22 protein-coding genes and 1 tRNA gene are annotated in these 21,664 nt (G+C 39.8%); 9 read left to right on the top strand and 14 right to left on the bottom strand.

Features of this window, described 5'->3' with window-relative positions; genetic code table 11:
• Nucleotides 1-157 precede the first annotated feature (157 nt).
• From RMY27_RS24285 to RMY27_RS24275, 3 genes are all read right to left on the bottom strand, one after another.
• Entirely contained in the window at nt 158-2,071 is a 1,914-nt protein-coding gene (locus RMY27_RS24285) for a pentapeptide repeat-containing protein (RefSeq protein ID WP_322667442.1), read from the bottom strand.
• 6 nt (nt 2,072-2,077) lie between these two features.
• The gene (locus RMY27_RS24280; RefSeq protein ID WP_322667441.1) at nt 2,078-2,890 is read right to left on the bottom strand and encodes a hypothetical protein; all 813 of its coding nucleotides are present in this window, start codon (nt 2,888-2,890) and stop codon (nt 2,078-2,080) included.
• A gap of 208 nt (nt 2,891-3,098) precedes the next feature.
• Nucleotides 3,099-4,826: a S8 family serine peptidase gene (locus RMY27_RS24275; RefSeq protein ID WP_322667440.1), complete on the bottom strand. Its 1,728-nt coding sequence runs from the start codon at nt 4,824-4,826 to the stop codon at nt 3,099-3,101.
• 642 nt (nt 4,827-5,468) lie between these two features.
• On the opposite strand from RMY27_RS24275, the gene RMY27_RS24270 reads away from it, so the two are divergent.
• Nucleotides 5,469-6,941, top strand: a complete 1,473-nt coding sequence (locus RMY27_RS24270) for a glycoside hydrolase family 13 protein (RefSeq protein ID WP_322667439.1) — start codon at nt 5,469-5,471, stop codon at nt 6,939-6,941.
• Between the two features lie 119 nt (nt 6,942-7,060).
• On the opposite strand, the gene RMY27_RS24265 is transcribed toward RMY27_RS24270, so the two are convergent.
• Nucleotides 7,061-7,480, bottom strand: a complete 420-nt coding sequence (locus RMY27_RS24265) for a fasciclin domain-containing protein (protein ID WP_322667438.1) — start codon at nt 7,478-7,480, stop codon at nt 7,061-7,063.
• Nucleotides 7,481-7,630: 150 nt separating this feature from the next.
• Here RMY27_RS24265 and RMY27_RS24260 point away from each other — a divergent pair, with 150 nt between their 5' ends.
• From RMY27_RS24260 to RMY27_RS24240, 5 genes are all read left to right on the top strand, one after another.
• Complete coding sequence (locus RMY27_RS24260; RefSeq protein ID WP_094351515.1) at nt 7,631-7,867, top strand: DNA-directed RNA polymerase subunit omega; 237 nt, start codon at nt 7,631-7,633, stop codon at nt 7,865-7,867.
• A 184-nt stretch (nt 7,868-8,051) separates the two neighbouring features.
• The gene (locus RMY27_RS24255) at nt 8,052-8,597 is read left to right on the top strand and encodes a hypothetical protein (protein ID WP_322667459.1); all 546 of its coding nucleotides are present in this window, start codon (nt 8,052-8,054) and stop codon (nt 8,595-8,597) included.
• Nucleotides 8,598-8,660: 63 nt separating this feature from the next.
• The gene (locus tag RMY27_RS24250; RefSeq protein ID WP_322667437.1) at nt 8,661-9,026 is read left to right on the top strand and encodes a DUF1818 family protein; all 366 of its coding nucleotides are present in this window, start codon (nt 8,661-8,663) and stop codon (nt 9,024-9,026) included.
• A gap of 50 nt (nt 9,027-9,076) precedes the next feature.
• Nucleotides 9,077-9,150, top strand: a tRNA-Pro gene (locus tag RMY27_RS24245).
• Between the two features lie 474 nt (nt 9,151-9,624).
• A complete protein-coding gene (locus tag RMY27_RS24240; protein WP_322667436.1) occupies nt 9,625-9,975 on the top strand; it encodes a histidine triad nucleotide-binding protein in 351 nt (116 codons plus the stop codon).
• Between the two features lie 156 nt (nt 9,976-10,131).
• Here the strand turns inward: RMY27_RS24240 and RMY27_RS24235 are convergent, their stop codons facing one another.
• On the bottom strand, nt 10,132-10,812 hold the full coding sequence (locus RMY27_RS24235; protein WP_322667435.1) for a RibD family protein: 681 nt from the start codon (nt 10,810-10,812) through the stop codon (nt 10,132-10,134).
• A gap of 177 nt (nt 10,813-10,989) precedes the next feature.
• On the opposite strand from RMY27_RS24235, the gene RMY27_RS24230 reads away from it, so the two are divergent.
• A complete protein-coding gene (locus tag RMY27_RS24230; protein ID WP_322667434.1) occupies nt 10,990-12,396 on the top strand; it encodes a DUF2252 domain-containing protein in 1,407 nt (468 codons plus the stop codon).
• 226 nt (nt 12,397-12,622) lie between these two features.
• Here the strand turns inward: RMY27_RS24230 and RMY27_RS24225 are convergent, their stop codons facing one another.
• Complete coding sequence (locus RMY27_RS24225) at nt 12,623-13,372, bottom strand: aspartate/glutamate racemase family protein (RefSeq protein WP_322667433.1); 750 nt, start codon at nt 13,370-13,372, stop codon at nt 12,623-12,625.
• A gap of 273 nt (nt 13,373-13,645) precedes the next feature.
• Between RMY27_RS24225 and RMY27_RS24220 the strand changes: the two genes are divergently transcribed.
• Both RMY27_RS24220 and RMY27_RS24215 read left to right on the top strand, forming a co-directional pair.
• Nucleotides 13,646-14,317: a glutathione S-transferase family protein gene (locus RMY27_RS24220; protein ID WP_322667432.1), complete on the top strand. Its 672-nt coding sequence runs from the start codon at nt 13,646-13,648 to the stop codon at nt 14,315-14,317.
• Between the two features lie 48 nt (nt 14,318-14,365).
• The gene (locus RMY27_RS24215; protein WP_322667431.1) at nt 14,366-15,238 is read left to right on the top strand and encodes a CmcJ/NvfI family oxidoreductase; all 873 of its coding nucleotides are present in this window, start codon (nt 14,366-14,368) and stop codon (nt 15,236-15,238) included.
• 206 nt (nt 15,239-15,444) lie between these two features.
• On the opposite strand, the gene RMY27_RS24210 is transcribed toward RMY27_RS24215, so the two are convergent.
• The 8 genes from RMY27_RS24210 to RMY27_RS24175 form a co-directional block, all read right to left on the bottom strand.
• Nucleotides 15,445-16,488 carry an Mrp/NBP35 family ATP-binding protein gene (locus tag RMY27_RS24210; protein WP_322667430.1) on the bottom strand — a complete coding sequence of 348 codons (1,044 nt, stop codon included), beginning with the start codon at nt 16,486-16,488 and terminating at the stop codon, nt 15,445-15,447.
• A 291-nt stretch (nt 16,489-16,779) separates the two neighbouring features.
• The gene (locus tag RMY27_RS24205; protein WP_322667429.1) at nt 16,780-17,472 is read right to left on the bottom strand and encodes an HAD family hydrolase; all 693 of its coding nucleotides are present in this window, start codon (nt 17,470-17,472) and stop codon (nt 16,780-16,782) included.
• Nucleotides 17,473-17,570: 98 nt separating this feature from the next.
• The gene (locus RMY27_RS24200; protein WP_322667428.1) at nt 17,571-18,530 is read right to left on the bottom strand and encodes a HEAT repeat domain-containing protein; all 960 of its coding nucleotides are present in this window, start codon (nt 18,528-18,530) and stop codon (nt 17,571-17,573) included.
• An 18-nt stretch (nt 18,531-18,548) separates the two neighbouring features.
• Nucleotides 18,549-18,776 carry a 4Fe-4S dicluster domain-containing protein gene (locus RMY27_RS24195; protein ID WP_012408944.1) on the bottom strand — a complete coding sequence of 76 codons (228 nt, stop codon included), beginning with the start codon at nt 18,774-18,776 and terminating at the stop codon, nt 18,549-18,551.
• A 185-nt stretch (nt 18,777-18,961) separates the two neighbouring features.
• Nucleotides 18,962-19,429 (bottom strand): GNAT family N-acetyltransferase, encoded by a 468-nt coding sequence (locus RMY27_RS24190; protein WP_322667427.1) that lies wholly within the window; start codon nt 19,427-19,429, stop codon nt 18,962-18,964.
• 196 nt (nt 19,430-19,625) lie between these two features.
• Entirely contained in the window at nt 19,626-20,087 is a 462-nt protein-coding gene (locus tag RMY27_RS24185) for a GNAT family N-acetyltransferase (RefSeq protein ID WP_322667426.1), read from the bottom strand.
• Nucleotides 20,088-20,111: 24 nt separating this feature from the next.
• Nucleotides 20,112-20,894: a class I SAM-dependent methyltransferase gene (locus RMY27_RS24180; protein WP_322667425.1), complete on the bottom strand. Its 783-nt coding sequence runs from the start codon at nt 20,892-20,894 to the stop codon at nt 20,112-20,114.
• Between the two features lie 74 nt (nt 20,895-20,968).
• A complete protein-coding gene (locus tag RMY27_RS24175) occupies nt 20,969-21,664 on the bottom strand; it encodes an HAD-IA family hydrolase (protein ID WP_322667424.1) in 696 nt (231 codons plus the stop codon).

Below are 21,664 nucleotides of genomic sequence, written 5' to 3'. Positions count from 1 at the left end.
TGTAAAAGGGCGGGCAATTTTTAGCCTATCCTAAGACCAATTTATCAAATTTATGAGTTTTCATTACCTATCTTTCTACAGACTTAATGCATGAATTTCTACGTCCAATTACAGATTTAGTGCTATTATCTGTTAGCTGTTGAGCTTTCTTCAGAACCTAAATGCCCAGTATGTTTGCAAGAGTAGGCAAATAAGTTTTGAAGACTTCGGCTAGTTTACTAGCATCCGTAACAGCAGATGCTATACCTTTAAGAGCATTGAGAGCCATTGAGCAGAGTTTATTTCCTCGTTCTCCTGATGGTTTTTTCCCTTCTTCTGCTATGGTTTCTACAGCTTCTAGCGCCTCTTTTTTTTGATTTTCAGAAAGGGCAGGTTCATCATTGATGGATTTTTGCAAAGTGCTTAAAATCTTTGCTAACTCACCGCTAGTATCAGTACTAATATCTCTAAGCTGTTGAATCGAATTACTAACTTGACTGTTTGCATCTGCAAGTGTCAAGTTAGAGTTTGTGACATTGCCACCTACGGTAATATTATTACCGCTAGACATATCGACATTTCCATCTGCATTAATATTTTGATTATTGCTTTCCATGATTTCAACTTCTGCTGCTGGATTTAGTAATATATTTGCTTTTTCACCTTGAATATATAATTCGTTATAATAGTAATTTGTAATTGTTTGGTGAATAGCAGGTTTGTCAGCTTGTGGAGATACACCTACCTTGCCAACAAATATGCCTCCACCTTTATTTTCAATACTATAACGAGAAAAGTCTAATCCTTCATGCTCTTGAGCAGCTTTAGCAAGCGAAATGCCAAAAGCCCGCAAATTAAACCCATCTCGCAAAATTACATCTACTGTCTCTTGTAATTTATCGATCCATTTTTCAAAGTCACCGTCTTGAAACTCGCCACTGTCTGGCTTCCGTTCTGAAAGAATAATGCGATCGCCTTGTTTAGTACATTTTAAATAAACGTGTGAACATTTCACCCTTGTAAAGCGGGTATTTTTATTAATATTCCATTCTTGAATACAAGCACCACTCAAAGTTGCTTCAGAAAAATCAGTATCTAAAGCAGTTATTCCGCTCAAAATTGCCCCTGTCAAGTCAGCTTTTTTTAAATTAGCACCATTGAAATTGGCAACTGTATAATCTTCATTATTGCCTATTTTCTTTACTAGCAGTTTTCTCACTTTTGGATTTTCTAGTATCGTTCCTTGGAGACGAGAAAATTCTAATCCAGTTACATCTTCAAAGCTAGTACGAGTTAAATTAGCTTCTCTAAAATCTGTATGGGGCAAATGTGCGCTATCAAAACAAGCATCTGTTAAATCTGCTTTATAAAAAGACGTTCCACCTATTGATGTCCAGAATACAGCTACTTCCTTAATCAATCTCAATTTAAAAGATCCTCTAATTGCTTTTTGTGCAATCAGTGCGGCTGCTAATATAACCGGAATCGCTGCAATTCTAATTATAAAACGATCGCCATACTTTAGCTCTGGTAAAATTTTTGACACACCCATAATTATAGCTTCAGCAATCAGCCCATATCCCATAATAGCTAGGAATTCACCTATAACTCCACAGTAGATAAAACTAATGGTTATAAATAATGCTGTAGTAGTTGCACTAACCCACGCAAAAGTTATACTCAAACCTAGACATAATAGCCAGAATCCTATTCCAGTAGTCTTGTGCTTTGCCTCAAAACAAATATGAATAACAACTCCGATAACTATCAAGATAACAGTAGATAATACTACCTCGTCACTGCGAACTACAAATATTATTAATGCTATGCTATACAAAATAATTGCAGTAATTTCTATTAAATTAAAATGACTAATGTTGAAATTACTAGGTATAGCCGTCAATATTCCGCCCGCCAGAAGCATTACTATACTAAGGAAAGCAGCTACGACAATACTAAAAATACCTATTAGTATTTTTTGAATAAGCTTTTGTCCTGCAAGTGCATTTTGGAATTTGCTCTTGGTTAAAATCTTTTCTGTATATTGATTATTACGAATGTCTTGTTGATAAAATTCCACTGATAAAGTCACGATAAATTAATTACAGGTGCAATGCAAAAATTTACATATTATTTCACATATTACTTTTTCCTCTCCCCAACTTGGTATGTTTCTTAGGTCTATAGGATTCGTGGCAATCAAATCTATAAACTCACTATTGACTCCAGTTAGCAAGCTCAAATCTTTTATATTTAAATCTGTCACCTCCAAAAATTCTTGAACTCGCAGCATAGTTGGAGGTAAATCTACTTTTTCTTTATGTTGCAAATCTTCCAAACTGCAATTTAAAGCTACACTGATTTTACTGAGATTAGTATGAAATGGCTCTTGTGTTAATTTTTTATTTTCAATAGGCTGTGAACTATAAAAACAAATAATAGAAAAATCGACTTGAGACTGGTTTGCCAACTCTTTAAGAGATATTTGTTTGTCTTGAGCTAGTTCATTGAGCTTGAGTCTTACGCCTTCCCTTGTCTCTCTAGGCTTTACTAATTCTACTGTCTCTACATCTAACGCTTTGGCAATTTTTTTCAAATCCTCTATTTTTTCTGTAATATTAAAATCTGTATTTTCATTGGCATACTTCTGAATATCATCTGGAGAAATATCAGAAGCTGTACCCAGTAAATCAACAGCCATATCTTTAGCTTTGACAGGATCTAACATTTGAAATACTTGAGTAACACCAGGTTCAGTTACAGGCCAATTTAGGGCTATAGAAATTTTTTTAAAATCATCAGTAGTCTGAGTTGCATAAGTCCGAATAGCTTCTTCAGAAACTCCTGAAGTCAGACTAAGTAAATGGTAAACCTTTTCTTGTGCTAGTTCTCGAACGCGAAGTTTAACCATTGATATTAATTATGAAAGTTTTTTATAAAATTTACTACTCTAAGTTAGAAATATACAAATAAAATTAAAAATTATTTGAACAGTTAAGAATAATTTTATTATTTTGTTACGTATATTAACTTACAGGGTACATCGAGCGATCGCCTTTATAACCCTAAAGAGACACGATATATCTATAGTGTTCAATATATCGCGTCTCTCAGTCTAATTACAGATTAGCTGCGTTAATCACTCCATAGCCCCATTTGTCATCAAATGTGCCTGCGGGTTTGCCAGGAATTGCACTATTTTTACGTAGCAAGTCTTTCACAGCAGCCGGATCGAGTTTAGGATCTCGCTGCAACAGTAGTGCTACTAACCCACTTACGAACGGTGTCGCCATACTTGTACCAGCCTGAACCACAAACTTGGAATTAATCATCGATGAGCGGTCAAAATTTGCATCTGCGGAAAGTGTAGAAATAATCATCGCTCCTGGTGCTGCTACATCGGGCTTCTTCCCATCAGTGCGTAGAGGCCCTTCACTACTGAATTCCGAAATAGTATCCAATTCTAAGCCCATTTCTCGCACTTGGCCGTCAATATCTGTGTATTTGGTTTTAGTAGTATAGGCGGCAACTGTAATTGCACTGCTGGCGGCTCCCGGCGAACCAATTTTTAATGCATCTTTCACACTTTTACCAGTGAAAAACACTGATGAGCTATCATCTAGTGTCCACACATTTAAACATGTGTCAGTTGAAGAAGTGTTGCGGACTCGCAGCTGCCAAATACCTCCCATAACTTGCGACGGGCCAATACCGCGTATTTGCACAAAGAAATTATGGTCGCCGTTGGCTTGGTCTGGTGCTGGTGTCGCTAATTGCACCCGTGCATCTGGTAACTGGTAATCTTGGGCGGGATTACCGTCAGTAATGATTTTTTGAAAGGGGGTGACAAAACCGTTAGGACTCCGCACAGATACTTCCAATTCGCTGTCTTTGGCATACCAAGCGTTTAACCAAACTATGCCTACTTGATTCAAAGGGACATTAAAGCGCATACCACGAGTGCGTCCACTGGGTATGGTCGCTTGTCCATGAATGTTATCGTTTCCTTCATTACCCGCAGCACAGCAAACAATTCTTCCAGGGCCAGTTTCGGCATCGATAACTTTGGATAAGGAATCGCTACCATCATGGGCATCAGCGTGTCCGCCCAAGCTGAGATTTACCACTGCTGGGCGTCCCAACTCTCTAGCAACTCGGAAAATATAACGCACACCATCTGCAATGTGGGCATCCTGTAAATCTGACCTAACGACAACTAATTCTGCTTCTGGTGCGACACCGCCATAACTAGCATCAGCACCAGCGGCAATGCCAGCGACGTGGGTACCATGACCGCCAGTATCCTGAGAAACTGTCAGTTGCGCTCCGCTAAATTCAGCCCCATAGCTGCCCTCTGTGACTCCTGGCCCTGGCAATGTTTGATCCCAAATGTGTAAAATTCGTCCAGCAAAGGCGGGGTGTTTCGGATCGATGCCACTGTCTATAATGCCGATAATTACTCCTTTTCCAGTCAGTCCGGTTTGATTCTTAAATTCCGGCAATTTGACTGTTCCCATTGCAGTGTCCATCCTCAAATGAAGTTTGCGTGATGGCTTAATCCGCTGAATCACATCTTCTTCAGATAAGACATCTAAACTCTCTATGGGTAAGAAAGCTGTCCGCACACTCCCAGAGTTTTGATTGACTTCAATATTATATTGTGATAAATAACTTAAGTCTGCATCAGGGTCGCAGTAGATAAAAACAACGCTCTTGGTGGGCTTGACTGGGCTTTTGTGGGCAATGATGCCAAGCGATCGCTTATGTGTAACTAAAGCTTGATCTCCTTCATTTTGATAGTCTCGATATGCCAAAAGTAGTCCAGGAGAAAGTTTTTCGTGTCTCATTTTTACCTTAAATTAAATTGAGTTGCTGTCAATAAAGTAGTGATTCTAGCAGGATAAGTCGCTCTAGCATTAACGCAGGCTATGTATTTGTTTAGGTTCGATTATTTGATGCGACTATAGTTATCTATTTATTTTATAGATAACATCAAATAAGCTTAGGAGGTGGGAGTTATTCCTAAGACAATTGCTAATTCATAACTCATATTCTGGAATTACGTATCCCTCATAGTGATTTTCTGTGGTTCATAAGACATCTTTGATCGGTTGCATCTAAGAATTACCTAAGATTGGAGTAATAGGTAATTTTTATGAACCTATTAAACTAATCCATTGTCTGCTTAAATCATTACGGACAAAGTGAGGAAAATAAAATTAAGAATAATTAAGTAATAAATAAATTTCTTAAAGAATAATTCAGGAATCAGAATGCAATCAGTGACTAGTCTATCTAGCTGAACTGTTAAAAACTAAAACAAATTGTAGTCAAAATAGTTAAGACTGATAACATTTGCGTATAAAACAGGATGAAAAAGGCTAAATCACTAATAAATACTGAGAAATAACAGATTCTCTATCATAAGTAAGAACCATAAAGAAGCTAATATTTGCAACGATCACTTCTAAACATACAAAAAGTTATTCATGCAAATTCAAACACCAGACTGGGTGAAGCACGCTGTTTTCTACCAAATTTTCCCAGATCGTTTTGCCAGAAGCAAACAGCCGCGCAAACGGTTATTGCAAGAAGCCCGTTGGGAAGATTGGGACTCTATGCCAACACTCCAAGGCTATAAAGGCGGCGATTTATGGGGCATTATGGAGGATTTAGATTACATCCAGAATTTAGGGATTAACGCGATTTATTTCACACCCATTTTTCAATCCGCCAGTAATCATCGCTATCATACCCACGATTATTATCAAGTTGACCCGATGTTAGGGGGCAACGAAGCTTTTCAGGAATTGCTCGATGCAGCCCATCAACGGAATATCAAAGTTGTTCTGGATGGAGTGTTTAACCATTCCAGCCGGGGCTTTTTCTTTTTCCACGACGTTTTAGAAAATGGCCCCCATTCTCCTTGGGTAAATTGGTTCAAAATAGAAGGCTGGCCCCTTTCACCATATAATGGAGAATTTCCTGCCAACTACGTGGGGTGGGCGGGAAATCGGGCCTTGCCAGAATTTAACCACGACAATCCAGAAGTACGAGAATACATTATGGAAATTGCCGAATATTGGATTAAATTCGGCATTGACGGTTGGCGATTGGATGTACCATTTGAAATCAAGACTCCTGGTTTTTGGCAAGAATTTCGCGATCGCGTTAAAGCCATTAATCCCGAAGCTTATATTGTGGGCGAAGTCTGGGGAGATTCCCGCCAGTGGTTGGATGGGACGCAATTTGACGGCGTGATGAATTATCTATTTGCTGGGCCGACAATTGCATTTGCGGCAGGCGATCGCGTAGTCTTAGAACAAGTCCAAAGCCGCGACTATCAACCTTATCCACCCTTATTTGCTGCCGAGTACGCCACCAAAATCCAAGAAGTACTGCAACTTTACCCTTGGGAAATTCAGCTAACTCAACTCAATTTGCTCGCAAGTCACGATACAGCCCGATTGATGACCATTGCAGGCGGCGATATAGCCAGTATAGAATTGTCAACTCTACTGTTACTCACCTTTCCCGGCGCCCCCAGCATCTACTATGGTGATGAAGTTGGTTTACCTGGTGCTATAGATCCCGACTCACGTCGTGGTTTTCCTTTAGAGAGTAACTGGAATCAAGAAATTTTTAATACTCACCGCCAGTTAATTGCCCTCCGCCACACTTACCCAGCCTTGCGTACAGGTGATTACCAAGTTCTCTTTGCTCAAGGGCAACTTTATATCTTTGCGCGAACTTTGGGGGCAGAAGAATTAATAATTGCCATCAACGCTGGTACAAGTTCGGCAACAGCAAATGCAGATGTCCCCACTTTGCGTACTCAACCCAACAAGCTTTTATATGGCACTGCTGAAGTTGAGTGGAATGCTGAAGGAGAAACTCAGCAGTTGTCATTGACTATTCCTGCACGCAGTGGCTGCATTCTGGGAGTGGGGAGTAGGGAATGAGGGGACAAGGGGCAGGGGAGCAGGGGAGCAGGGGAGAAGTTGCAGTAAGCTTAAGCTTTTCCCCTCTGCCCCTCTGCCCCTTTGCACCTCTGCCCCTCTGCACCTCTGCCCCTCTGCCCTTACTTCCCCGCCACCATTGCAGGCATCAACACCGCATCAATAACGTGGATCACGCCATTGTCTGCCAGAATATCTGTTTTGACGACATTGGCGTTATTTACCTTAAATTTACCGCCGACAGATTCAATGGCTACAATTGACCCTTCAAGCGTCTCTGCCTCGTTAATCTGTACCAAATCATCAGACCTAACATCCCCACTAGCGATATGATACGCCACAATTTTCTGGAGCTTAGGGATATCTTGTAGTAGCGAGTCTAAAGTTCCCTCTGGCAGATTGGCAAAAGCTTCGTCAGTTGGTGCAAAGAGCGTGAAAGAACCAGGGCTTTTCAAAGTTTCTATGAAATTTACAGCTTTAGCAGCCTCTATTAGGGTATTGAAATTACCCGCTGCGATCGCAGTTTCCACAAGGTCAGCCATGAGGGTGCGTTATTTAATACTACAAGTTACTTATAAAGTGACTAAAATATCTTAGCCTCTATCAATAGAGAGGTTGCTGGCGATTTAACAGACGGCAGCAGACTGATTTAGTACTGTTACACTGGAGAATGACCCCAAGAACCACTGATTATGCTAAAGCGCTCTAAGTTCGAGACAACTCAATCTCAGATCATGCACCGTGCTGAGGATCTGATTAGTGCAGCCTCAAATCGATACCGCATTACGGTTCAGGTAGCAAATCGTGCTAAACGTCGTCGTTACGAAGACTTTGAAAGTAACGAAGATGCGATGATGAAGCCAGTGCTAAGGGCAATTATCGAAATGTCCGATGAATTGACTCAACCAGAAATTATCGGCGAACTATAAGATTTAGTGCTGAGTGCTGAGTGCTGAATTCTGAATCAGGCAAATTCATATTTTCACTCAGCAACGCCCAAAATATTGTTCTATGAAAAAGAAAAAATTTCTGTTTAAATCAATTTTCTCAAAACTCGCAACTAAGCACTGGCTCAAACTGAACTATCCCCTAACACCACTACTCCTTACCTTAATGGTAATCGGTGTAATTGTTTTGGGTTCAGGGGCGGATAAATCAATACATAGAAATTTATTTAGTATCCAACCTGCTTCTGCCCAGAGAATCACGCCTACCGATGTTTGGCAGCTAGTGTATCAGCAATTGCCAGATTTCCCACGGGAAAATAAGTATATCAGTAAAGAAAATGGGAAAGTTGCCGAAAGCAACACCTTAGCAAATCGTCTAATTAGATATCACATTTATACCAAAGGGCGTGCCCCAATTTATCGCTTAGATTGGAAGCTGACTTTAGCTGATTACCTGGGTGCGAACGAAATTATGTATGATACTACTTATCCAGGAAATGATGCACTACAGAAAAATCCGATAGAAGGCGATCGCAAAGCCATCAAGAGTCTCACCCGCAGCCAACGAGATGCCCTAGTACAAGTCTTAGTCAATATATTTAATCCTACTTCCCAAAACACCGTACCCCCTAACTCCAACACCGCTCCCAGTCCAACTACATCAACTACCCCACAGCCACCACAACGAGGAGGTGCTGAACTACTTAAGTAATAGAAGAGTTATAAGTTGTAAATTAATAACTCCTAACTCTTAACTCCTCACTCCTCACTTTTTATGGAACGCGTTGTCAAAACCGGATTGGGTTGGCGTATTGGCTGGAACCCCGATACATCTGAGTTTAAAGGTTTAGTCGGTACAGATGATTGGGCAATTGAGTTAACCGAAGCCGAGTTAAATGATTTTTGTCGACTACTAGCACAGCTAGCAGACACCATGAAGCAACTCGCAACTGAATTGATGGAAGAGGAAAAAATTACTTGTGAAGCCGAAAGCGATTTATTATGGATGGAAGTGGAAGGCTATCCTGATGATTACAGTCTGCGCTTCATCTTGAATACAGGGCGATGTGTAGAAGGTAAATGGAATGCTTCTGCTGTTCCAGATTTACTGCAAGCTAGTGGGATGCTTAAGGTTTTTTAAAATTGCCTCTTGATTATCCTACAGTTTTGCTATATGATAGGAATTCTGACCGGGGCGTAGCGCAGCTTGGTAGCGCGCCACTTTGGGGTAGTGGAGGTCGTGGGTTCGAATCCCGCCGCTCCGATTGATGATAAGCCATACCTGCTAGTCTTTTTAAAAGATTAGCAGGTTTTTTCATAACTTTTACCTGAAAAAACCTAACCGAACAGTAAATAGGGGTATACCCAATACTTTTCGGGTTTTGGGGGAAAGGGGAAAGGGAAAAGGTTTGAATTTACCTTTACCCGCAAACCCATTAACCTTTCCCCTAGTAGTTCGCCAAGTTCACTTGGCGGGGTAAAGGGGAAGGTGGGGTCCCCTCTGGGGATAAGGGGCAGGGGGAATGGGTAAAGGGTTTAAATCCCTTACCCTTTTCCCTTTCCCCAATCAAGAGTCCTCACTTAGCATTTTTGGGTTGGCAGACTACTAGACCAAAAAAGAGATTGTTGGGTTTATCCGAAAAGTATTGGGCGTATACCCGCACAATCAAATTTTGTCAGTGATAAGTAATTAGGCGGACTTAATATAAAATCTCTAGCAGATTAGTAGGTAGATTGGCATGAGTGAAAGTACAGAAACGATTTTCAGCAAAATCATTCGTCGGGAAATTCCCGCTGATATTGTTTACGAGGATAATTTAGCCCTAGCATTCAAAGACATCCATCCCCAAGCACCCGTTCACATCCTCGTCATTCCCAAAAAACCCATTGCGACACTAGCTGAGGCTGAATCTGAGGATCATGCTGTGTTGGGGCATCTTTTGTTAACTGCTAAACGTGTTGCAGAAGAAGCTGGATTAAAAAATGGTTATCGAGTTGTCATCAATGCTGGTGATGACGGCGGTCAAACAGTCCATCACTTACATTTGCATATTTTGGGAGGACGGCAGTTGGATTGGCCCCCTGGTTGATGCGAGGCAGGAGGCAAGGGGCAGAGGCGCAGAGGGGAAAAGCTTACTGCAACTCTCCTCTGCTCCCCTGCACCCCTGCTCCCCTGCACCCTTGCTCCCCTGCTCCCCTGCTTTTTAATACCAATGCTCATAGTGCTGAATTCTGGCAGTTCGTTTTCACTTGACTGTGCGGTAGTGTAAAAACAACTCACTTCCAACCTGACGAGTTTCTATGAGTTCTAGATGAGGAGCAGCATTGGGAAGAAAACCCTCTCCCTCCACTGGGCTAGGGGCGTGCTTTCCCCCAAAAATGATCGGCCAAATAGTCAACCACCAATCGTCAATTCGCCCTGCCTTAACTAGAGCAGCTGTTAAAGAACCACCTCCCAAAGCAACGACTTTGTGAATACCCCGCTCTGCCATCAAGGTGTAGGCCCGATCCCAGTCCAGGTCTGTATCTCCCAAATCAATTAATTCAGCCAGTTTTTGCAAGGTTGTTGTATCAGAACTGCTCTCTAAAGCAGTCCGTGTGGTAAATATCCATCGCTCAATGTCTTGACTCAAAAAAGGCAAGTCCGGCGATAAGTTAAGGGAACCTGAAACAACACAAGTAATCGGCTGAGGAGACTGACCGCGAACCTCACGTGCTGCCAACAGTTCGCGATCGCGAATTGTAAAGGTTCCCCCCTCAGCCCGAATTGTCCCTGCTCCTACCAGCAATAGATCGGCAAGGGAGGCTTGATATTCCAAGTGTGCTTGATCGACTACATCGGGTTCACGGGGCGCTTTCGGATCTACGGCACTAATTTTTCCATCGGCCGTCATGGCAAGAACTACAGTTGTTTGGATAGCTGACATGATTATGTTGTAACGATTCTTTATAATTTTACCTTTTTGAATCCCCTCAATACTTGAGAGTGAATAGTTGTTGCGTTGTGCCTTAAATCGCTTTGTGAACTATGGCTGAAGGTGCTAAAAAACTGTTGTTGAATGATCCTCTCTACACAAGAGTTTTTTTACGCCTAAGAAACTATCATGCCTAAACACATATCTGCAATCGTCGTATTTGTCTTAACTTTAATTTTGGGGTTTGCATCTCCAGTTCAAGCTGCAACTCCCCGTTCAACTTGGGTAGTGAATGAAATTTACCAATATAATCATCCTTTTGCTTCTCAATTACCTCAAGAACTGGCAACGAAGATGCAAAAGATGACAGCTAAAGATAGCCCTTTCACCTTTTACCGGGGGACGGCTCACATTTTTTATCGTGATATGCAGACCTTACCAAATTCAGAATTTGTAAACTCTTCAACCTCAGCCATCTGGTTAGAAGGAGATATGCATCTGCAAAATCTTGGAGCGATCAGAGATAGCAAAGACAACAACGTTTTTGACACCACCGACTTTGATGAAGGCTATCTTGGCCCTTACGTTTGGGACTTGCGACGGATGGTAGTCTCCATTTTGTTGGTAGCTAAAGAGAATGGTCTTAATTCAACTGATGCTGAGGATGTTGTGCGAAATTTCTTGGATGCTTACCTCAATAAGATGAACGACTTTAAGGGAAGCAATGATGAACTGTCGTACCGTTTACAACCCAGCAATACAAACGGTGTGGTCAAAGATTTAATTCAAAAGGCATCAGAGAAGAGCCGTTCTAAGTTTTTAAAACAGTACACGGTGCTAAATAACAGTAACAATCGCGTCTTCAAGACAGTCTCAAATCTCCAGCCTGTATCTAGCAGCACCTATTCTGACATTGCTGGGGCTATGAGCAGCTACATCACCTCAATTCCTATCAGTAAGCGCTACAACGACAGTTACTATACCCTCAAGGACATTCGGCTTAAATTAGGTTCAGGTGTTGGTAGTCTTGGGAAGTACCGATATTACTTGCTGATTGAGGGACCAAGTTCAGCAACCGACGACGATCGCATTTTAGAGATGAAGCAGGAAGGCAGTAGCGCAGTTGCGATGGCGTTCCGCCCGCCGGAGGCGATCGCAGTTCCAGGTTTGCTACCGAGTTCAGTCTACGGAAACCAAGAAGGGGCAAGGGTGACAATCACTACGAAAGCGATGTTATCCAATCTCGATCCCTTAGTTGGCTATACTACTGTTAGTGACATCTCCTTTATGGTGCGTGAAAAATCACCTTACCAAGTGGACTTTGACTATAAGTTGTTAACCAGCAAGTCAAAATTCATGGATGCGATGGGATACGCAGGGAGGGTGGTTGCCAAAAACCATGCAATCTCCGATCGAGACTACGATGCTGCGATTATTCCTGTCAGCGTTGACAAAGAAGTGACTGATATTGTGAGTGGTAATAAAGCTGTATTCAAAGACGAAATTTTTAACTTTGCAGTGGACTATGCAACTCAAGTCGAATATGACTACAGGAGTTTTGTAGATGCTTATAAACAAGGGGTGAAACTCTACTAGAACATTAATTCAGTATTCAGAGATTGTTTTAATCTACACCAACATCAAATAATTACTCCAATGAATTCATTCTCTATGTACATCGTATTTAGTCTAGGTTTATCTTAAATGGTTCAAACAGATGTGCCATTAATATTGATTCCTTCTCTCTTGCTAGGTAAGACTCTCAGCATTTGGAACTAAGTTGTAAACACAGATTTGGTTTGAACTATGAAAACCTCTGTGACTAAATAGCAAACAGTTTTCCTCTCGGACAAAGTGCAGATTCAATAGAAGCACGCCTTGCTAAACTCCATATTGTGGCTTGATTTGCTGTAACGACAGGAATCTTTAAATCTGCTTCTAATTCCTCAATTACCTCAAATGTTCTCCATGCCGTACAGGGCAAGACAATAGCATCTGCATCTTTGTGAGATGCATCTTTGATAAAAGTTGCGGCTTCATTGGGTAACTGATGCCAAAGGTAATTCTTTTTTGCTACTTCTTTTGACCGTTCATCACCTTTAAACGCCACTATTTCAAAAGGCGCTTTACTCAAAAACGTTTTTAGGGTTTGGTTATTCCATTCTGGATAAGGAGTGACTACAGAAATTTTCTTAATCTTTAGATATGCCAACGCTTCTAATAGAGCCAGAGCAGGCACAACAACAGGTACTCCTAACACCTGTGTCAAACGTTGCTCTAATTGTTCGGCAAAAATTCGCCCTCGGTAAAATGTTGCTGTTGTGAAGCCGTATGCTCCAAAATGTACCCTGGCTCTAGCTAATTTTTCTACTTCTTTAACAGCTTCTTCATTGATGTCATCCATTGATTCATAGCTCTCAAATGCGTGTGAGCGTTGAGCAACCACACGATGGCTATGAATACTGACTTGACTGGAAAAAGCAGAGTGAAAGTCAGGCTCAAACGTGGTGTTACCTGCGGGTACTAGCAAGCCAAGACGGATTTGTCTATTAGAGTCAGCTTTCGAGTACATATAATACCTCTTTTTGACAAGCCTGATTATGTCTAGATATTTATTTAGTTACACCAATAATTAGATATACATATTTTCAGAAAGACTGTACAATATACATACTACGTTAAATCGACCGATAAAGTGTAATATAACATTTAGCTGACATAGATACCTGCCAGTCAATTATTTAACTGCACTAATCAACACATCTCGCTTTTGTCTTATTGCTTTAGTTTGAGTTGTGCAATCTCAAATAGTCTGCATCCACGATTATTACAAGGAAAAAATTTCATGAGTAACATACAACTGTACTTCGCCAAAGCCTCTACTTTCTCTCAACGGACTCGTGTAGTCTTACTAGAAAAAGGTATTGACTTCACCCCGATAGAAATTGACTTACAAAATAAACCAGATGGGTACACGCAGATTTCGCGCTATGGTAAAGTTCCGGCGATCAAACATGGGGATGTTGAAATTTATGAGTCCGCCATTATCAATGAATATCTAGATGAAGTTTTTCCAGAACCACCTTTGTTTCCCCGCGATCCCGCAGGTAAAGCGATCGCTCGGATTTGGATAGACTACGCCAATACTCGCCTTGTCCCGGCTTTTAACAAATTTTTACGTGGTAAAGATAGCACCGAACAAGAACAAGGACGAAAAGAGTTCACAGAAGCACTTTTATATATTGAACAGGAAGGATTAGGCAAAGGTGATTACTTGTTAGGAGATCAGTTTAGCCTAGTTGATATCAGCTTCTATCCTTGGTTTGAACGTTTACCACTCTTAGAACACTTCCGCAAATTCACATTACCAGCAGAAACACCTCGTTTGCAGACATGGTGGAATTTGGTAGGCGATCGCTCCTCAATCCAAGCAGTAGCAAACCCTGTGGACTTCTATTTGCAAAGATTCGCCAAAGTTCTCGGTGAACCTGTTCCCGTTGGTGCATCTCAAAAATAAGACGTATGGATTCACAGAAATTAACCAAAATCCAAAATGGGATAACCTATGAGCTTAAATAACCAAGTTATAGACAGACCGATTTCCCTGGATCTGCCATCCGTAGAGGCCAACCTCAGTTACCTGATTCCAACGGCAGAAAAACCCGTTAACTATACTTATGAACCGCCAGCCGGGATTCCCCGCACGAATGCAACTTATCAGACGTACAAACTGCCAATTTACAATGCTCGTTCTATCTCAGAGAACATCTCGTTAGATCGAGAAGGATTCGCCTTTACTAGACATAATACTAATGTCCGCAACTTTTACGATGAAGACGAAGTACGCCGCGTCTACTATCCAGAAGCCGAGCAATTGTTAAAAGAGGTGACAGGCGGAACTAAGGTAGTCATATTCGATCACACCTTGCGTAACGCTGGTCAGTCAAAGCCAGGTGAGAATAATATTAAAGAACCCGCCAAACGCGTACACAACGACTTCACCGCCAAATCTGGCTATACTCGCGCCCGTTTGGAACTAGCAGCGCGAGGTATAGATGATGATAATATTGATACGTTACTAAAACAACGATTTGCCATCATCAATGTTTGGCGAGCGATCGCACAACCAATCCAAGAGTCACCCTTAGCACTGTGCGACGCTCAAAGTATCGCATCCACAGACCTTGTAGCTGGCGATCTTGTGTACCGCGATCGGGTTGGTGAGACATACGGAGTCACGTATAACTCCAAACATAAATGGTTCTACTTCCCGCAAATGCACAGAGACGAAGCACTATTTATCAAATGTTTCGACTCCGCAGAAGACGGATACGCCCGTTTTGCCGCCCATACAGCCTTTGAAGACCCCACTAGCCCAGCTAACGCTCCTCCACGAGAAAGCATCGAACTCCGAACATTGGTCTTTTACCCCGCATAAATCGCAAAAACTTGTCTCAAACTTTTACTATCTGCGCCTCTGCGTCAAACAAATTACACCAGTTTTCATGTATTGAACCACACCGTTCGTAGGGGCGCAAGGCCTTGCGCCCCTACTAGCGATCGCCCACATAAACTCAAAATGAGCCAAATTGTAGAAGAAGTTCGGCAGCTAAACAGGGCAATTAATTGAAGTTTTTGAAGCTACTAAACTTGGTCAAGCTGCGTAGTTTTATCGTGTAACGTAAAAGTAGTATTTAATGAAGTAGCTATTTGTGTAAAAACCTCCTTTGCTGGTGAAGCATATTCACTTATAGCAATCGGATTTCCAGTATCACTACCGCTACAAATGCGGGTATCAATGGGAATTTGTCCCAACAGAGGGGCTTGTAATTCTGCGGCCAGTTGTTCGCCGCCACCACTACCAAAAATCGGTGTGCGTGAACCACAATCACCGCAAATTAAATAACTCATATTTTCAATGATGCCAAGCACAGGAACACCCACTTGGCGAAACATATATATATTACGTCGTACATCTGCAACAGCCACTTGTTGAGGAGTTGTCACTAAAATGACTCCACAAATTGGGCTTTCTTGGATAATTGTAATTTGAGCATCACCTGTACCGGGAGGTAAATCTATCAATAAATAATCTAATTCCCCCCATTCCACATCTTGCAAAAATTGCGTGATAATTTTATGCAATACAGGTCCCCGCCATGCCAACGGACGATTTGCTTCTGCAAGTAAACCCACTGACATTATTTTTATTCCTTGAACTTCTAGAGGTAAAAACTTATCACCTGTGGGAGTATTAATCACTTGAATATCAGCTTTTCCTAAACCCAACATTTGGGGAACATTGGGGCCATAAACATCAGCATCTAATAGTCCTACTTTTGCACCTTGTAATTTTAAAGCTGCGGCGATATTAACGGCTGTTGTAGATTTGCCCACACCACCTTTACCACTAGAAACTGCAAGAGTTGTTTTAACACCGGGAATTGTACAAATTTGAATATAAGTTTTTTTACACCAAGATAAAGATGATAATTTAGATTGAATTTGTGGCTGTAATTGGTGCTGATGAGAACCAACATATAAACGTAAGTAAATATAGTCATCAACTATGCGAATATTTCGCACCATTCCTAAGCTAACAATGTCATTTTTTAAAGTTGGTTCAATAACCTGTTTAAGGATTTCAACTACTTCTTGCTGGTAAAAATTAACTTCTGATTGCACCATTATTACTAACTCTCTCAGAGTCTATTTATAAAGTAAATCTAGAGGCGATTAGCAAGGAATTAACGCAAGTATAATATACCTCATATACGGCGTAATTACATAATACAGCGGTTGTCAGTTGAGTGAGGTACAAGAACCCCACCCCCAACCCCCTCCCCGCAAGCGAGGAGGGGAATATGATGTACCTCATGTGATTAGTAAACGCTATAACTCATGGCACGAAAGCCTTATTGCGCAGACTTAGACTTAACTGATATTGAGTGGAAAGTCCTGGCTCCCTTGATTCCACTTCTATAGACCTAATTTCAATAAATCATTTAACCCATTGATTTGTTTGACAATCAGAGGATATGCCCCTAAATTTCTGTGGCTGCGGTTAAGCCAAATTCCTATTAAACCAGCATCGCTAGCCGCGATCGCGTCTAATTCAAGGTTATCCCCTACATAAACACTCTGTGTTTGTTGTACTCCTAGTTTGGCACAAGCATACTGAAAAATTTGAGGTGCAGGCTTGGCAAATCCTGCTGCTTCAGAAGTAACAACCACATCCAGAACGGGTAGAATACCACAGCGTTTAAGTACTTTAAGCTGCTGTGCCTCCTGACCATTTGTAAGTACCCCTATCTTGTATTTTTCTAATTGTGCAAAACACTTAACCACATCATCAAATAGTTGACATTTACTGATATAATCTTCCCAATACTCTGACAATAGATTATCCGCATCAGTATCTGAAAATTGATATCCATAATTCGAGAATGCTTCTCTTAATCTTCTTCTACCCGATTCTTGAAATGAGACTTGTTTAGCAAAGAACTGTTTGTACCATTTACGAGTTAAAGATATCCATTGCTCTTGAAATAATGTTAACTCATATTCGCTATTGGGAATGATTTTCTTAAACAATGTACTTGCTGCATTTCTAATTGCTGTATTGTGATCTATCAGCGTATCGTCAAGGTCAAAAAATACGGCCTTAATCATATGTTGAACTATAGAGGTAAATTTAAATTCAAAGTTTTTTCTGAGGTTATAAAAATAAGGACAAAAAAAACTCTGCGTCTCTTTGCGCTTACTTAGCGTTACTCCGCGTTAAAAACAATATCTCTTTGTAACCTTTGAATTGCCCGTTGTGCTTGAATAGCCACCTCCTTATCAGGATCATCTAAGGCTTGTTGCAGGGAGTTAATAACGTCGGGATAAGCTAAATTTCCAAGTGCGATCGCAGCTTCTTTGCGGACATCTGCATATTCATCTGTTAATGCTTGAATTAATCTCGGCATAACTTGAATATCCGGGATTTTTTGTAAAGCTTGTGCTGCTGATTTACGCACTTGCCAATGTTCATCATTTAAAGCTATTTCTAATGCTGAAACTGCTTGATTATTTGCATGAATAGCCAGAGATTTCGCTGCATTCCGGCGAACTTGCCAGTCACTATCATTTGTAAGTGCTTGACAAAGTATTTTAATCACTTCTGCATCTTGTAAATATTCTAAAGTTAAAGCAGCAGCACGACGTACACTTGCTTCTTCATCAAAGATTAAATTTAAAGCTTGCGGACATTTTTCTAGTTGATTGATATATCGCAGTGTCGTAACAGCTGCTTCTCTTAACTCAGGATTTTTTGATTCTAAAAATGGTAAAATGTCGGGTAAAGATTGAACATCATGTATTTTCCGCAAAAGCACCAAAATATTTAATTGAATATTTACATCATTACTTTGGAGTTTATCTAGTAAAAGTAACAATTCATCTTGTGTAACTAACTCGTTTAATGCTGATACGGCTTCAGTACGAATATCTGTATCTGGTGAACTGAGGCATTCAATTAACGCAGGGATGGCAACAGGATTAGCAATTTCCCAAAGGGCAGATATTGCTATTTTCTGAACAGTAAAGTTTTCGTCTTTCAAAGCAATGATTAAAGCATCGATTGTTTCGTCATCGCCGAGATGTTGCAAGGTTTTGACAGCTACTATACGATCATTTACGTCAGGCGATCGCAACATTTCTAACCAATGGTTGAGGTCATCATTCATTAATTTTTACCCAGATAGTTAACGTAATAAAAAGGGAATTTGCACAGTAATTGCATTGGTTGGACATTCTTTTTCACAAGGTAGACAAAACCAACATTCATCATATTTCATGTAGGCTTTGCCTGTTTCTGGATTTTTTGCCAATACATCCAAGGGGCAAACTTCAATACAGGCTGTGCATTTTTCTAGACATTTAGATTCATCAACGATTACAGGAACATCTATTCTCTGATTAATTAAAGCCATAAAATAACTCCATGATTTTGTATTGAAACTGCTAAACGGTAAAATAAATAGGGTAATATTACATGAATTATCTCACGATTTTGGGTTATCTAGATGTATACGATGCAGTTCATTCAAATATTTAAATTACAGACGATGAGCAGGCAGACGGTGAGTGGTAAATGTATTAATTAACTGTATATTTTTCAATAAATCAATTTTTTATGAAAAGTAAATGATTGTTTGATATTAGTATAGCCAATTTTCTCATAAAATAAGTGTGCCTCTTTGCGTTTAATATTAGAAGTGAACAAAATATTCTCACATCCAGCCAGAAAAGCCCACTGCTCAATTTGCTGCATTAAAGAACGTCCAATTCCATTATTTCGATAATCTTTATCTACAACTAAACCCCAAATAATTGCTGAAGTTTGCCTAACTATCAAATCAGAAATATGAGCATGTGCCCAGCCAACTATATATTCATTTGCTAAAGTTGCAACATACACAATGTGAGAATTATTATTTTTAATTTTAGCAAGACGTTGCTCTATTTCTTGATTTGTCACAGTAAATCCAAGTTGTTCGTCGCAAAGAACAGCTATTCTCTCTGCATCCTTAATCTCTGCTTGTTTAATTTTAAATTGCTCAACCACAGTAAATTGATTTGTCATTATTTTCAGTAACCCGACATCAAGCGATATTAATTTTAGCGAATAATTAAGTATAAAAAATAAGTTTAGCATTGATTTTATCTAATAAATTGAGAGATATCATGTAAATATTTTCTGTTTTCCCGGTATTATGTGTTAGGTTCCACTACATTCCACCCAACCTACAGGAGATAGCGATCGCACTGCATATTTATTACTACAGCAATTTTTTATAAAAAGTTAATGATTGCTTGATATTGCTATAGCCAATTTTCTCATAAAACAAGTGAGCTTCTTTGCGTTTAATATTAGAACGTAACAGAACATTATCACATCCAGCCAGGGAAGCCCACTGTTCAATTTGTTGCATTAAAAAACGTCCAATTCCACTATGACGATAATCTTTATCTACAACTAATCCTAAAAGAATCGCTGAAGTCGGAATAACTATTGAATCACAAATAGAAGCGTGCGCCCAAGCAATTACATATTCATCTTCTACAGTGGCAACATACACAATATGAGCATCGTTATTTTTAATTCTAGTAAGGCGTTGCTCTATTTGTTTATTTGTCACAGAATATTCAAGTTGTTCGCGAAGACTAGCAATTCTCTCTACATCTTTAATCTCAAATTGTCTAATTTTAATTTTTTCACTTACACTAACTTTATTTGTCATAATTTAATTTTAAATTACAATTATTTAGTTATCCAGAGTTGCACGGATAAAACGATAGCCTATATCAATCTCTGTCAAATTGTGAATATTGCCATATTTTTTCGTCCATTCTCCACTACTTAAATCTGCTGCAAGTAACTTTACTCCTTGCTCTACTAAATCTTGACTAGCTAAAGCAAAAGATGATATTCCTGCACGTACTTCTGGTTGAAGATATAACTCTGGCCGTCTCCAGCCGGCTGCTGCGAATAAATCAGATAAATCGTATGGTAATAAAAGGGGTATAGCTTCAACACGCCTTTTAGTATTACTCTGAATTAAATTAACCTGTTCGTTAAGTGGTAAAAATCGTAACGCATCTTCCCACAAAAACGGAAAATAATCATAAAGCCATATCTTCTGAGCTAATCTAATATCAAAAGTTAACAAAATTATTGCCCCGTCTCTAATTATTCTGTGCATTTCCTGAACAGCTTTTTCGAGATGAGAAAAGTGATGAATTGCCAGGATACTTACAACTCCATCAACAGACTGATCTGGTAGAGGTAAATTTTCTGCATAGCCAGTAAGCCACTTAATTTGCTGATGTTCTACTGCTTGTTTTCGCATAACTATAGAAGGTTCAACAGCATTAACAAGAAATCCTTTATTAGCTAGTGCTAGACTGTAACCACCAGTACCAGCGCCGATATCAGCAATAATGCTACCTTTGGGTAAATTGAGTAAATCAATTAATTTGTTAACAACACGGATATCAGGAACGCGAGTTTTTGAGTATTGTTGACCAATTGAATTATATATAGACATATTATAAAAATCTTTAAAATAATTTACAAAAAACTATTTAAAATCTAACTTTAGATGAATAAATAAAAAATCTGTTAGTTAAACAATTGCAGCAAATTTAATAGTTCACTTATCATAAACTTTGGTTTTGCTTCTTGTGGTAAATTTTGATTTTTTTTGTTGTAATAGCAAAAATCCATTTTGACTTGTGTTGCTCCTGCATAGTCGTGCTTTAGAGAATCTCCAACGTAAAGAACTTCTGCTGGTGTTAAATTTAATCTAGATAAAGCATGATGGAATATCTCAGGAGATGGTTTAGCAAAACCAATTGCTTCAGAAACTACAATTTCTTCAAAAAAATGTTCAATTCCAGCAGCTTGCATTCTCGGTAATTGCGCTGATACAAACCCGTTTGTAATGACAGCCAAACGATAATTGCGTGCGAGAACAGTTAGCACTTCATTTACATCAGGTTCCATTACGCCCGAATGATTAAAAATTTGCCAAAAACTTTGACTAAGATTGCTGATTTGATCTGTTTGTATATCTAATTGAGCAAGTGTACTTCGATAAGACATCTCGATTAACTCACTAGGAGAAAAGATATCTCGCTGTCGCCAATACTTAGAATTATAAGTTTCAAAAACTTTAAGAAAAATAGTCTCCCTGACTCCATTTAAATCTAAAGATACTGCACAATCTTCCAATGCGCCAAGAATAGCTTGGCGTTCACATAGCTCAAAATCCAACAGTGTATTATCGAGATCAAAAATTATGGCTTTATAACTCAT

The sequence above is a fragment of the Nostoc sp. DedQUE09 genome, from assembly GCF_034530915.1.
Classification (GTDB): Bacteria; Cyanobacteriota; Cyanobacteriia; order Cyanobacteriales; family Nostocaceae; genus Nostoc.
Note: the sequence above shows the minus strand (reverse complement) of the source record. Positions and strands in the feature narration are given on the sequence as shown.